General features: G+C 62.9%; 10 protein-coding genes. 6 read left to right on the forward strand and 4 right to left on the reverse strand.

Going from position 1 to position 13,167, the window contains the following annotated elements; all coding sequences use genetic code 11:
* From BN1123_RS21855 to BN1123_RS16740, 4 genes are all read left to right on the forward strand, one after another.
* Nucleotides 1-118 (forward strand): YeeE/YedE family protein (locus BN1123_RS21855; RefSeq protein WP_042028408.1); only part of this gene is annotated, 118 nt, incomplete at its 5' end.
* 13 nt (nt 119-131) lie between these two features.
* The gene (locus BN1123_RS16730) at nt 132-566 is read left to right on the forward strand and encodes a YeeE/YedE family protein (protein WP_042028409.1); all 435 of its coding nucleotides are present in this window, start codon (nt 132-134) and stop codon (nt 564-566) included.
* Between the two features lie 40 nt (nt 567-606).
* The gene (locus BN1123_RS16735; protein ID WP_042028411.1) at nt 607-1,632 is read left to right on the forward strand and encodes an efflux RND transporter periplasmic adaptor subunit; all 1,026 of its coding nucleotides are present in this window, start codon (nt 607-609) and stop codon (nt 1,630-1,632) included.
* Nucleotides 1,595-4,768, forward strand: coding sequence for an efflux RND transporter permease subunit (locus tag BN1123_RS16740; RefSeq protein ID WP_082037561.1), 3,174 nt, complete (start codon nt 1,595-1,597; stop codon nt 4,766-4,768). Before BN1123_RS16735 ends, BN1123_RS16740 begins: the two co-directional genes overlap by 38 nt.
* Before the next feature lie 69 nt (nt 4,769-4,837).
* Here BN1123_RS16740 and BN1123_RS16745 read toward each other — a convergent pair whose 3' ends face one another.
* Entirely contained in the window at nt 4,838-7,321 is a 2,484-nt protein-coding gene (locus tag BN1123_RS16745; protein WP_042028414.1) for a diguanylate cyclase domain-containing protein, read from the reverse strand.
* 465 nt (nt 7,322-7,786) lie between these two features.
* Here BN1123_RS16745 and BN1123_RS16750 point away from each other — a divergent pair, with 465 nt between their 5' ends.
* Together BN1123_RS16750 and BN1123_RS16755 are read left to right on the forward strand one after the other, a co-directional pair.
* The gene (locus tag BN1123_RS16750) at nt 7,787-8,803 is read left to right on the forward strand and encodes a lipoate--protein ligase (protein WP_042028415.1); all 1,017 of its coding nucleotides are present in this window, start codon (nt 7,787-7,789) and stop codon (nt 8,801-8,803) included.
* A gap of 189 nt (nt 8,804-8,992) precedes the next feature.
* Nucleotides 8,993-10,687, forward strand: a complete 1,695-nt coding sequence (locus tag BN1123_RS16755; protein ID WP_042028416.1) for a pyridoxal phosphate-dependent decarboxylase family protein — start codon at nt 8,993-8,995, stop codon at nt 10,685-10,687.
* Nucleotides 10,688-10,809: 122 nt separating this feature from the next.
* On the opposite strand, the gene BN1123_RS16760 is transcribed toward BN1123_RS16755, so the two are convergent.
* The 3 genes from BN1123_RS16760 to yiaY form a co-directional block, all read right to left on the reverse strand.
* A complete protein-coding gene (locus BN1123_RS16760; protein ID WP_042028417.1) occupies nt 10,810-11,439 on the reverse strand; it encodes an NAD(P)H-binding protein in 630 nt (209 codons plus the stop codon).
* A 65-nt stretch (nt 11,440-11,504) separates the two neighbouring features.
* Entirely contained in the window at nt 11,505-11,843 is a 339-nt protein-coding gene (gene bamE / locus BN1123_RS16765) for an outer membrane protein assembly factor BamE (RefSeq protein ID WP_026457574.1), read from the reverse strand.
* Between the two features lie 144 nt (nt 11,844-11,987).
* Complete coding sequence (yiaY, locus tag BN1123_RS16770; protein WP_042028418.1) at nt 11,988-13,139, reverse strand: L-threonine dehydrogenase; 1,152 nt, start codon at nt 13,137-13,139, stop codon at nt 11,988-11,990.
* Nucleotides 13,140-13,167 lie beyond the last annotated feature (28 nt).

Here is a 13,167-nt window from a genome sequence, read left to right on the forward strand (position 1 = left end):
CACCAGTGGTCACGGCATCTGCGGCATGGGGCGCCTGTCCCGCCGCTCCATCGTGGCCACCCTCACCTTTATGACGACCGGCATAGTGACCGTGTTTTTGACTCACCATTTCTTCTAAGAGGCTGATTGCCATGAATTTGCTGACAAGTTTGCTCGCCGGTTTGCTGTTTGGTATGGGGCTGGCCATCTCCGGCATGGTGGATCCGGCCCGGGTCACAGGGTTTCTCGACCTAGCGGGCAATTGGGATCCCAGCCTGGGATTTGTGATGGGGGGCGCCCTGCTGGTGTTTACTCCGGGTTATCTGCTGCTGGTCAAGCCGCGGCGTCTGAGCCTGCTGGGCAATCCCATAGCCGTGGTGCCCAAGCCGGTGCTGGATCGTCGTCTCATCGGTGGTTCGGCCCTGTTTGGTATCGGCTGGGGATTGGTGGGGATTTGTCCCGGGCCAGCCTTGAGTCTCATTTCCAGCGGTCAGCCCATGATATTGTTGTTCATTGCGGCCATGGTGGCCGGGATCTTGCTGGTCGACAAGGTATGGGTGAGGGCGAGCCAGCCTCGCATTGCCTGATGACATAGCGCGAACCACCATCCAGGGAAGGAGGATTATCATGGGCAACATCCGTTTGCTGGGGGCCGTACTGCTGGCCATGACATCTCCCCTGGCTGGGGCCGCCGAGGCTGGTAGCGTCGAGGTGCTGACCGTCTCTCCTCGCCAGATCAGTGACTGGCTGACGCTGGATGGCACCGTCAGCGCCATCAATCAAGGCACGGTGGCGGCCCAGACCAGCGGCCGTGTCTCCCGCATGCTGGTGGATGTGAACGATGAGGTGCAGGCCGGGCAGCCTCTGCTCGAGATCAGCGGCAAGGAGCAGTTTGCCGCCGTCACGGGTGCGCAGGCGCGACTGGCGAGGGCACAGGCCCAGCAGGTGGAGGCCGAGCGTCAGCTCGCCCGCTTCCAGGCCCTCATCGCCAAGGGAGTGATCACCCGCGCCCAGCTCGACACGGCCCAGGCCAGCGATCGCGCCGCCCGCGCCGAGGTGAATGCCGCCGAGGCGGCCCTCACCCAGGCCCGCGAGGCCTACGGCTATACCCGCATCCTGGCGCCCTACGCCGGGGTCGTCACCAAACGGTTGGTGGAGCTGGGGGAGACGGTGGCTCCCGGCACCCCGCTGCTCTCGGGCTTCTCCCTCGATGCCTTGCGAGTGGAGCTGGAACTGCCCCAGTCCACCCTCGCTCTGGCCGGTCAACCTGTGGATGTGCAGGTATTGCTGCCGGATGGCAAGGCCGTTACCCCCCTCAAGCTGACCCGCTTCAACTACGCCGACAACCAGAGCCACGCCTTTCGCCTGCGCCTCGATCTGCCGCCAAAAAACGCCGGGGTACTGCCCGGCATGTGGCTCAAAGTGCAGCTGAGGCGAGGTGAGCGCCAGGTGCTGCAGCTCCCGGCCAAGGCCCTGCTGCGTCAGGGGGAGTTCAATGGCGTCTACCTCAGGCAGGGAGAGGGCTGGGCCCTGACGCCGGTGCGGGTCGGCGATTGCTGGCAGGGGCAGTGCGAGATCCTGGCTGGCCTGCAAGGAGGTGATCGGGTCGCGGCAGATGCCTGGGCGCGCCAGCAGGAGGTCGCCCATGAGTGATCACAAGCTGGGACCGGCCGGGCGACTGGCGGCGCTGTTTCAGGGCTCGGCCATCACCCCGCTGCTGGCGCTGGTGGGGCTCTTGCTCGGCCTCTTTGCGGTGCTGGTGACTCCCAAGGAGGAGGAGCCCCAGATCGATGTCACCTTCGCCGACGTCTATATTCCCTTTCCGGGGGCGAGCCCGGCCGAGGTGGAGTCCCTCGTCACCACCCCTGCCGAGCAAGTGGTCTCCCAGATAAAAGGGGTCGATACCCTCTACTCCTTCTCCCGCCCGGACGGTGCCCTGCTGGTGGTGGTGTTCAAGGTGGGGGTGAGCCGCGAGCAGGCCATCGTCGATCTCAACAACCAGCTCGACTCCCACCGGGACTGGCTGCCGCAGGGACTGGGAGTGGGCCAACCGCTGGTGAAACCCAGGGGGATCGACGACGTGCCCATCGTCAGCCTGACGCTCTGGAGCAAGCAGCTGGGGGCCGCCGAGCTGACCCGGGTCGCCCACGAGCTGGAGACCGAGCTCAAGCGCCTGCCCGGCACCCGCGACATATACAGCCTCGGCGGTCAGAGCTCGGTGCTGCGGGTGATGCCGGATCCGGCGGCCCTCAGTGCCTATGGCATCAGCTGGGGGGAACTCAACCAGCGTCTCGCCGCCGCCAACCAGGTGGGCAGTGAGCAGGCCATCGTGCAGGACAACCGGGAGATCAAGGTACAGGTGGGCCAGTTCCTGCAAAGCGAGCAGGAGGCCCGCGAGCTGGTGGTGGGCCTGCACGATGGCAAGCCGGTCTACCTCGGCGAGGTGGCCCAGGTGTCCCTTGGGGAGGAGACCCCGGTGCAGCGCAGCTGGATGGGGCAGGGTGAGCAGAGCTATCCGGCTGTGACCCTGGCCATCGGCAAGCAGCCGGGGCAGAACGCGGTGGAGGTGGCCAAGCGGGTGGAAGCCCGGGTCGAGAGCCTCAAGAATCGGCTCATCCCGGCCGGGGTCAAGGTGACGGTGACCCGTGACTATGGCGTCACCGCCGAGACCAAATCCAACACCCTCATTGGCAAGCTCATCTTCGCCACCACCGCGGTGGTGCTGCTGGTGCTGGTGAGCATGGGCTGGCGCGAGGCGCTGGTGGTGGGCATCGCCATCATCATCACCCTGGCACTGACCCTGTTTGCCAGCTGGGCGTGGGGCTTTACCCTCAACCGGGTGTCGCTGTTTGCCCTCATCTTCTCCATCGGCATCCTGGTGGATGATGCCATCGTGGTGGTGGAGAACATCCACCGCCATCGCGGTCTTGGCAAGGGCCCCCTCAAGGCACTTATTCCGGGCGCGGTGGACGAGGTGGGTGGGCCGACCATTCTCGCCACCCTGACCGTCATCGCGGCCCTGTTGCCGATGGCGTTTGTCAGCGGCCTGATGGGCCCCTACATGAGCCCCATTCCCATCAATGCCAGCATGGGGATGCTTATCTCCCTGCTGGTGGCCTTTATCTTTTCCCCCTGGCTGGCGGGCCATCTGCTCAAGAGCGAGGGGCATGTCGCCCACGGCGAGGCCAGGGCCGGCCTCTTTCACCGGCTGATGACCCCCTTCCTGATGGGTGATGGCGCCAGGAGCGCGAGACGCAAGCTCTGGCTGGCAATCCTGCTGCTGGTGGCGGGCGCGGTCGCCATGCCCATGATGCAGTGGGTGGTGCTCAAGATGCTTCCCTTCGACAACAAGTCGGAATTCCAGCTGGTGCTCGACATGCCGGAGGGGGCGACCCTGGAGCAGACCGAGCGCACCCTGCTGGCGGTGGGACGGGAGCTTGCCAGGGTGCCCGAGGTGAAGGATTATCAGGTCTATGCCGGCACTGCTGCCCCCATCAACTTCAACGGACTGGTGCGCCACTACTTTATCCGCAGCGGTGCCAATGTGGGGGATATCCAGGTCAATCTGGTAGACAAGCACGAGCGCCATCGCAGCAGCCACCAGATTGCCCGGTCGGTGCGTGCCCCCTTGCAGGCCATCGCATCCGCAGCCGGCGGCAACCTGAAAGTCGTGGAGGTGCCCCCCGGCCCGCCGGTCTGGTCACCCATCGTCGCCGAAGTGTATGGCCCCACGCCGGAGCTGCGTGAAGCGGCGGCGCGCGACGTGCAGGCCCGCTTTGTGGAAACGGCGGATCTGGTGGATGTGGACATCTATCTGACCGACCCGCAGCCCAAGTGGCGGCTGGTGATCGATCGCAGCAAGGCGGCCCGCTTCGGGGTCGAACTTGGCGATCTGGTGGCGACCCTCAACGGCGGCGTGGGCTATCAGGATGCCAGCTGGCTGCACGGCCAGGGCGCCAAGTACCCGGTGCCCATTCGTCTCGAGCTGGCGGCCGGTGACAAGCGGGATCTGGCCGGCATCCTGGCGCTCAAGGTGCGCAGCCAGAGCGGGCAGCTGGTCCGGGTATCCGAGCTGGTGAGCCGCCGCGACGAGGTGGCTCCCTCCTACATCATGCACAAGAACATGCGGCCCATGGTGATGGTGGTGGCCGACATGGGGGGCCACGCCGACAGCCCCCTCTACGGCATGTTTGCCGCCGGGGAGGGCATCGAGTTGCCCCAGTACTATGTGCAGCAGCCCGATAAATTGGGGGAGGTGGCCCTCTTGTGGGACGGGGAGTGGAAGATCACTTATGAGACCTTCCGCGACATGGGGATCGCCTACGCCGTGGGAATGATCCTCATCTACCTGCTGGTGGTGGCCCAGTTCCGCTCCTATCTGGTGCCCCTTATCATCATGGCGCCGATCCCGCTCACCCTGATCGGGGTGATGCCGGGCCATGCCCTGCTGGGGGCCCAGTTCACCGCCACCTCGATGATCGGCATGATAGCGCTGGCCGGGATTATCGTGCGCAACAGCATCTTGCTGGTTGATTTCATCGAGCAGCAGCGTAGCGCCGGCATGGTGTTCGAGCAGGCGGTGATCGGCGCCGCCCAGGTGCGAGCCAAGCCTATCCTGCTGACGGCGCTGGCGGCCATGATAGGAGCCCTGTTCATCCTCGATGACCCCATCTTCAACGGCCTGGCCATCAGCCTCATCTTCGGCATTCTGGTCTCCACCCTGCTCACTTTGGTGGTGATCCCGCTGCTCTACTACAGCCTGCTGTCACGTCGTCATCAGGAAACCTGATCAATCCGCAAACCGAGAAACGAAGGGAGGTCCATGACCTCCCTTCGTTTCTCTATGCGCCGCTCGGCATTACGGGGTGGCGAAGGCCAGGGTATCGCCGTGCAGGTAGAGGTGCGCCTTGACCTGGGCGAAGTAGCTGCGATCCGTCTTGTTCATGTGGCCGACCACCAGCTCCTGCAGGATGAAGTTGAGGAAGGCGTGGTTGTCCAGCTCCTCCATCGATGCATCCGCCAGCGCCTGTGCCTGGGCCAGCAGGCGTCTGTGCTCCTCCTTGTGCTGGGCCTTGTCATGAAAATCGATGGCCTCGAGCAGTGTCTCTTCAAAGGCGAAGTGGCGGCGGGTGGCATCAAACAGCGCCTGCAGGGCCTGCCTGAATGCCTCCGGCTCCTGCTCGCGGGTTTTCATTCGCCTCAGCAGCCGGTTGGCCAGCACGAACAGCTGGTGGTGTTCGGCATCGATGCGGGGATGTCCGCACTGGTGGCTCGCATTCCACTGCAGGGCTCCCTGATCGAGCGCCAAATCCGGTGCATAGAGGCTCACCTGGCCGCGCCCGCCGTGCTTGGTCTGGTACATGGCCAGATCGGCGTGGTGCATCAGCTCCCTGGCCGTGCGGCCATGCTCGGGATAGAGGGCGATCCCTATGCTGTTCGAGATCCGCAGCTCCCGGCCGCAGCTCAGATAGTAGGTGGCGAGCAGATCTCGCTGGAGTTGCTCCGCCCGCGGCAGCGCCTCGGCCCCCATGCCCGGCAGCATGATCACGAACTCGTCCCCGCCAAGGCGGGCCACTATTCCCCCCTTGCCGATAAGCCGGCTCATCCGCTCGGCCACCATGATCAGCAGCGCATCCCCCACCTCGTGGCCCAGGGTGTCGTTGATCGGCTTGAAGTGATCCAGATCGATAAAGAGCAGGGCCAATGGCTGGGCCTGATGCTCCGTCAGCGCCTGATTGAGCCGTTTGTGCAGCAGGCGGCGGTTGGGCAGGTTGGTGAGGGGATCGTAGAAAGCCAGACGCTCCATGGTCTGGGCGACGGCGGCCTGCTCGGTGATGTCCCGGGTGACACCTATGATGGCATCGGGCTCGCCTGCCTCGTTGCCATGCAGGGTGGTGACCGTTTCTGTCGTCAGGCTCTGCCCATCCTTGTGGTGAAGTTCGAGGCGGATGACACGCCGGGTCTGGACATGATCCCCACGCTGCCAGGCCGCCAGCGCCAGATCCAGCTCCTCGTCCAGGCGCTTGATCGATGCCTCCGGCATCACCTGGGGCAGAGAGAGGCTCATGGCCTCTTCCCGGTTCCAGCCACAGAGCTGGCTGATGGCCGGGCTCAGGTAGTTGAAGCGGCGGGAGCTCACCTCCATGGTCCAGATCACGTCGGCGCTGTGCTCCGCAACAAAGCGGTAGTGACGCTCGCGCTGCGCCAGTCGCTGGGTGAGTTGCTGGCGCTCACGGCTCTCCCGGCGCAGCCTCAGGTAGAGGTAGCAGAAGACGCTGACCAGGGTCAGCAGGGAGAAGCCGATCAGCAGGGCAAGGGAGATGCGCTGCTCCAGTTTGCGCAGTTGTCGGTTGTCCTGTGCCTTGTCCGGGTTATAGAGGAAACGGCCCAGATCAGGCTGGTTGGCGATAAGGCCGAGATTGAGATAGGTGTGGGCAATCTGCTGCCAGCGTCCCTCGTACATGTAGCCTATCTCCACCAGATTGGGCTGGAGCAGCCGCTCGGTTTCGTCGGCTTCGAAGGCAAGTTGCTCGCGACCTGAGCCGCTGGGATGGCGGCTGAGCAGCCAGTTGATCACCTCTTCCTGATGTTCCATGGCGTAGCGCCATCCCTTAAGGCTTGCCTGATGAAAGGCCAGCACCCGATCCGGGTGCATCTGGAGTTCGCGCTCAGAGGTAAACAGGATATTGCCGTAGAAGTCGATCTCGCTGTCGATGGGGCGCAGGAGGCGATAGGGGAGCCCCTGGCGTTGCAGCTGGTAGGCATCGTCTGTGCCGTAAGTGGCGATGGCGTCAGCTTCCCCTTGCAGCAGGGCAGAGCTCCCCCTTTGGTAGGGCACCAGGGTGGGTGCGGCATCCGGATAGCGGGTGTGCAGATAGGCGATCAGTTCCCTGGACGAGGGATCCGGGCTCACGCGTTTTTGTGCCAGATCGGAGAGGTGCAGGATATTGCTGTCCGGCAGGGTCAGGATGGCCAGGGGGGAGTGCTGCATCATGGCCGCCAGGGCGACGACCGGTTTGCCGGCGACGCGGGCCAGCAAGAGATCGCTGTTGCCAATACCGTAACCGGCCTGGCCCGAGAGCACTGAGTCTGTGGTGTCCATGCCGGGCTCTCCTTCGCGCAGTTCGACCTGCAAACCGGCATCCCGATAGAAACCCTTGAACTGGGCGGCATAGTAACCGGCGAACTGGAACTGGTGATGTCCGTTGAGCTGCAGTGTGAGCTGTTCGGTGGCGAACAGTTGAGGGGAAAACAGGAGAAGAGTGGTGGATCCGAACAGCAGGCTGACAAACCGGGAACATCGATGCCAGGCAGGGAAAAGGAGGGCGTGGGCTCGAGTCATACAGGGGTCCCCTCGATAGCGGCTGCTATCGCCAGAGTAATCAATTCCATTGGGGGGGGATAGGGGGCAGGCGCACCTTTAGGAGCAAAATGAGACTGCCAATATGTCGTTTTTGTGTCGTTCATCACGATTGGAGTTGGAGTATCGTTATTTTGGCTACAAACGAACCCCTTAAAGAACCGATTGCAGGCCTCTTGTTGTTCAAGACTGGTGCGTTTGACCCTGATTTTGCGCTGACTTTGTACTGAATGACGCTTTTTTTCAAGTAGTCCGTCAATAAATGAGCGAACGGGGCGAGATAGTCATTTGAGTGTTGTTTGCCTGTGTCTGGCATGTTGACCGGGTGTAGAAAAAATGGAGTGAAATGAGCCCGTAACGACACCGCAAGCCGGGACGGGATAGGGGGGCAAAGGAGAGGGGCCGGGTGGTATCATGGCCCTCTCTTGTTCGTTACGAGGCAACGGCATGGCTACTCTGCGTCTGCTTATCTCCGATTCCCACGATCCCCACTTCAACCTGGCGGTGGAGGAGTGCATCTTCCGCCAGATGGACCCGCACCAGCGGGTGCTCTTCTTGTGGCGCAACGCCAATACCGTGGTGATCGGCCGCGCCCAGAACCCCTGGAAGGAGTGCAACACCCGCCGGATGGAGGAGGACGGGGTGACCCTGGCCAGGCGCAGCAGCGGTGGTGGCGCCGTGTTCCACGACCTTGGCAACAGCTGCTTCACCTTCATGGCGGGCAAGCCCGGCTATGACAAGAGCATCTCTACCGCCATCGTGCTGGATGCCCTGGCACGGCTCGGGGTGAGCGCCTTTGCTTCCGGTCGCAACGACTTGCTGGTGGCCACCCCGGATGGGGATCGCAAGGTGTCGGGCTCGGCCTACCGGGAGACCCTGGACCGCGGTTTTCACCATGGCACCCTGCTGCTCGATGCCGATCTCGGCCAGCTTGCCAACTACCTCAATCCCGATCCCAAGAAGCTGGCGGCCAAGGGGATCACCTCGGTGCGCAGCCGGGTCGCCAACCTAAGCGAGCTGCTCCCCGGCATCGACCATCAACAGGTGAGTCAGGCCCTGTGCGAGGCGTTTTTCAGCCATTATGGTGAGCAGGTTCAGCCCGAGCACATCTCCCCCGAGCGGATGCCAGACTTGCCGGGTTTTGCCGAAACCTTCGCCCGCCAGCGCAGTTGGGAGTGGAACTTTGGTCACGCCCCGGCGTTTACCCATCTGCTGGAGGAACGCTTTGGCTGGGGTGGGGTGGAGCTGCATTTCGATGTGGAGAAGGGGGCGATCAGTCGGGCCCGGCTCTTTGGCGACATCCTGGATCCTGCCCCGTTCGAGCTGCTTGGCGAGCGCCTGATCGGCTGCCCCTATCAACCCGAGGCGCTGGAGGCGTGCCTGCAACCCTGGCTTGCGGCCTACCCGTCCCGGCACGATGAGTTGGCCGAGTTTGTCACCTGGTTGCGGACGGCGCTGCGTTGATCGACTTGCCAGCCAAAGTGTGAGCCAGGTAACAAAACGTGAAGGGGTGCTCAAAAGGCCCCTTTCTGCCAGCCCCCGTCATCACTCATTCATGACAAAAAGTAGGGGAGCCCATTAGATATTGTCGCTGTTGATGGTGCGATCCGAGCGGTATAAGAACCGCACACTTGCAGTACTAATGGTATAAAAATGAGTGACCTGGTTTATCTGAAAGATGAAGGCGTCAACGCCGTTCACCCCGATTTTGCTGCCCGTTTTGCCACCGTCAAAGCCAATTTTTTCTCACGCGATCCCGATCTCTGGCCTGTGTTCCGCGAACCCGGCTTCGCCACCCTCAACGAGTTCCGCACCCGGGGGCTGGCCCCCGATGCACGGCTGAATGCCTGGCCGGACGGTCGCGCCCGCCTCGCCGATCTGTGCGAGACCATGCCGGTGCCGGCGGCCATGCGTACCCCGGGCGAGCCCATGGCCGAACTGCTGTTTGCCGGTGCACTGTCCAAAGACTGGGAGAACCCCTCGAGCGTCGAGAACGTCATCACCATGTCGGCGGATCCCGCCATCTACGGTGCCCAGATGGGCATTTTGGCCAATCCCAACTTGGTCTACTCCGAATACGCCGGGGTGGCCGAGGAGCTGGAGAAGAAGGTGGTGCGCCAAATCGCGCTGCTGGCGGGTTACGATCCCGAGCGCGCCACCGGCATCTTCACCCAGGGGGGAACCTTCTGTAACCTCTACGGCTACCTGCTAGGCATTCGCAAGAGCCTGCCCGAGGCCAAGCACAAGGGGCTCGGCCACTATCAGGACTACCGCATCATCAACTCCCAGGGCGGCCACTACTCCAACATCACCAACCTCTCCCTGCTCGGGGTGGACATCGAGAACAAGACCATCCGCATTCAGGTCGGCGAGAACAACGACATCGATCTGGTCGATCTCGAGCGCACCCTGACCGCCTGTTTTGCCTTGAAGCACGTGGTGCCCACCATCATGCTCACCATGGGCACCACCGACACCTTCGGGGTGGATCAGGTCAAACCCGTGGTGGACCTGCGGGATCGCCTGTGCGAGCGCTTCGAGGTGGCGGTCAAGCCCCACATCCACGTGGACGCCGCCATCGGCTGGTCGATGATCTTCTTTCTCGATTACGATTTTGCCGCCAACCCGCTGGCGATCAATGCCGCGACCTTGGCGGGCATCGAGCGCAACGTGGCGCGCTTTGCCGAGCTGAAATACGCCGATTCGTTCACCGTCGACTTCCAGAAGTGGGGCTATGTGCCCTACACCTCGAGCCTGGTGATGATCAAGGAGCAGAACGACCTCAAGGCGATGGAGAACGATCCGGAGAACTTCTCCTATTTCGAGCGCGACATCCAGGGTCACACCCATCTGCAGTCCACCATAGAGTGCTCCCGCGGGGCGAGCGGGCTGTTCGGCGCCTACGCGGCCCTCAACTACCTGGGAGTCGAGGGGTATCGCACCGTGCTGGCCCACTGCCTGCAAAACGCCAACTACTTCCGCTTCCGCCTGAGTCAGCTCGGCAATGTCAAGTTGGTGGCCCAGGAGAACCAGGGGCCGAGTGTGGGCTTCAAGATCTACAACCCTGAGTGGGTGCAGGATCCCGAGGCCGAGTTCGCCTTCGAGCTGGCTCGCAGTCCCGATCCCGCCTACAAGGCGCGGCTGGCGCGCAACACCGACTGGCACCGCCAGATCTTCAAGGGGCGCGGCAAGGTGGGGCTCTACACCAACTGGGTCGAGGCGGTGGCCCGCTCCGATTACGACGCGCGCGGGCGTTACTCCTACATTGCCGGAGAAAAGGCGGTGTTTATGAACCCGGCCTGCGGCCGCGAGCAGATCGACGCCTTTATCGAACACCTTCGCGGATAAGCAGGGGGCGTTATTGCCAGTCACAGGTTGACAGCGGGCTGCGTCGAAAACGCGCCAAGTAACGCGCCAAGTAAAAAGGGCAAGCCAATGGCTTGCCCTTTTACATTGTCGTAGTGCCGGGATCAGAGGGCCAGCAGCCGCTCGTTTTCGACGATCTCGCTCCCTGCTGGTTGGCGGGCGAGCATGAGCATGGCGTGAGCCACCTGATGGGCCTCGATGGCACGCCAGCGGGTCAGTTTGCCCCGCAGCAGCGGGCGAAACAGCGGGTAGATAGCCTGAAAGCACTGCTCCGAGAGGCGGGGAGGGGAGCGATGGCCGAGCAGCATGGCGGGGCGCACGATGGCGAGCCGCTGCCAGGGCTGGGCCAGCAGGGCCTGCTCCATCTGTCCCTTGGTGCGCGGATAGAGGGCCGGGGAGTCGGGATTGGCCCCCAGGCTCGAGACTACCACCAGGCGCTGACAGCCGTGGCGACGGGCCAGATCGGCAAATGCCAACACATAGTCGAGATCGACCCGGCGAAACGCCTCGGCAGAGCCTGCCGCCTTGCGAGTCGTGCCCAGGGCGCAGAAGGCGAGATCCACCGGCTGGGGCAGGGCCACTTCGGCCAGCTTGTCGAAGTCCACCGGCAACCAGTGGTGGGGGGCCTCCCCCGGTTTGCGACAGAGCAGGGTCAGCTCATGCTCGACGGGCATCTGCTTTACCAGCTCGCGGCCGATCAATCCGCTGGCCCCGGCTATCAGAATACGGCTCATGGCGCTCTCCCTGGCATCATGCCTTCACTAAAACAAAACCGGCGCGAGGCCGGTTTTGCGGTATATCAGAGCGGGGTATTGAAGGCTGCGGGCAGCGGGAAGTCCCCCGTCACCGTGGTGAGTCTGTCATTGGCGAAGGTCAGAGTGAGCTCCTTGCGCTCTTTCTCGCCGCGCCCCGGCTGGAATTCATAGAGATAGTACCAGGTGTTGGGATCGAAGCCGTCGCGCAGCATGGGGGTCCCCAGTACATAGCTGACCTGCTCGCGGGTCATGCCCTGGCGCAGTTTGTCGACCTGTTTTTGTTCCACATAGTTGCCCTGGGGAATATCGATACGATAGACCAGGCTGCAACCGGAGAGGGTGAGGGCGGTCAGGGCCGCGGCAATCAGGTGTTTCATCCGCATATCGAGTTCAGATCATCCATACAGTCTTTTTTGGCTCGGCAAATCATACCGACTCCCTCCACGGAAGTAAAAAGCCATTGATCCATCAGCCAATAAAAAGGGCCGCATTGCGACCCTTGCTGAGATGGTGCAACCATGACCCGGTTACATGGCCGCACGGAAGATGGCGACGATCTCCTCGTGGCTTGCCTGTTTCGGGTTGGTGAAGCCGCAGGCATCTTTCAGGGCGTTGCTGGCCAGGGTGTCGAAGTCATCGACCTTGACGCCGAGCTGTTCGAGGCCGGCCGGGATCTTGACATCGCGGGCCAGGGCCTTGATGGCCTCGATGGCGGCGGCAGCGCCCTGCTCGTCGCTCATGGCGCTCACATCCACGCCCATGAAACCGGCCACATCCTTCAGACGGGTGGCGCTCACCTGGGCGTTGTAGGCCTGAACATGGGGCAGCAGCACGGCGTTGCAGACCCCGTGTGGCAGGTCGTAGAAGCCGCCGAGCTGGTGGGCCATGGCGTGCACGTAGCCAAGGCTTGCGTTGTTGAATGCCATGCCGGCCAGGAACTGGGCATAGGCCATCTGCTCGCGGGCGTGCAGATCATCGCCCTGGTTGACGGCGGTGCGCAGGTGTTTGGCAATCAGCTGGATTGCCATGACGGCGCTGGCATCGGTCACCGGGGTAGCGATGGTGGAGACATACGCCTCGATGGCGTGGGTCAGGGCATCCATGCCGGTGGCGGCGGTGAGGCCAGCGGGCTTGGCCAGCATCAGCTCGGGGTCGTTGACCGACATCAGCGGGGTGACGTGCTTGTCAATGATGGCCATCTTCACGTGACGGGCCTCGTCGGTGATGATGCAAAAACGGGTCATTTCGGAGGCGGTGCCGGCCGTGGTGTTGATGGCGATCAGCGGCAGTTGCGGCTTGGCGGAGCGATCCACCCCTTCGTAGTCCTTGATGTTGCCGCCGTTGGCCGCCACCAGGGCGATGCCCTTGGCGCAGTCATGGGGGGAGCCGCCGCCCAGAGAGATAACGCAGTCGCAGCCATTGGCCTTGATCATCGCCAGACCCGCTTCCACGTTGGTGGTGGTGGGGTTGGGCTTGGTCTCGTCAAATACCACGCTGTCGATGCCGTTTTGTGCTAGCAGGGCGGTGAGCTTGGTCACTACGCCGATTTGGTTGAGGATCTTGTCGGTGACGATCAGTGCCCTGCGGTAGCCGTAACCCTTGATGTCGGCCACCGCCTCTTGCAGACAGCCTGCACCCATCAGGTTGATCGCGGGGATATAGAACTTGAATGTTGCCATGATGGAATTCCTGTCGTTAGCCATTAAG

Source organism: Aeromonas enteropelogenes, assembly GCF_000819845.1.
Lineage (GTDB): Bacteria > Pseudomonadota > Gammaproteobacteria > Enterobacterales > Aeromonadaceae > Aeromonas > Aeromonas enteropelogenes.

Excerpts from the sequence above, each read along its gene's own strand:
- yiaY (WP_042028418.1), bottom strand. The coding sequence starts at position 13,139 with ATGGCAACATTCAAGTTCTATATCCCCGCGATCAACCTGATGGGTGCA.
- BN1123_RS16740 (WP_082037561.1), top strand. The coding sequence starts at position 1,595 with ATGCCTGGGCGCGCCAGCAGGAGGTCGCCCATGAGTGATCACAAGCTG.
- BN1123_RS16730 (WP_042028409.1), top strand. The coding sequence starts at position 132 with ATGAATTTGCTGACAAGTTTGCTCGCCGGTTTGCTGTTTGGTATGGGG.
- BN1123_RS16755 (WP_042028416.1), top strand. The coding sequence starts at position 8,993 with ATGAGTGACCTGGTTTATCTGAAAGATGAAGGCGTCAACGCCGTTCAC.
- bamE (WP_026457574.1), bottom strand. The coding sequence starts at position 11,843 with ATGCGGATGAAACACCTGATTGCCGCGGCCCTGACCGCCCTCACCCTC.
- BN1123_RS16735 (WP_042028411.1), top strand. The coding sequence starts at position 607 with ATGGGCAACATCCGTTTGCTGGGGGCCGTACTGCTGGCCATGACATCT.
- BN1123_RS16745 (WP_042028414.1), bottom strand. The coding sequence starts at position 7,321 with ATGACTCGAGCCCACGCCCTCCTTTTCCCTGCCTGGCATCGATGTTCC.
- BN1123_RS16760 (WP_042028417.1), bottom strand. The coding sequence starts at position 11,439 with ATGAGCCGTATTCTGATAGCCGGGGCCAGCGGATTGATCGGCCGCGAG.
- BN1123_RS16750 (WP_042028415.1), top strand. The coding sequence starts at position 7,787 with ATGGCTACTCTGCGTCTGCTTATCTCCGATTCCCACGATCCCCACTTC.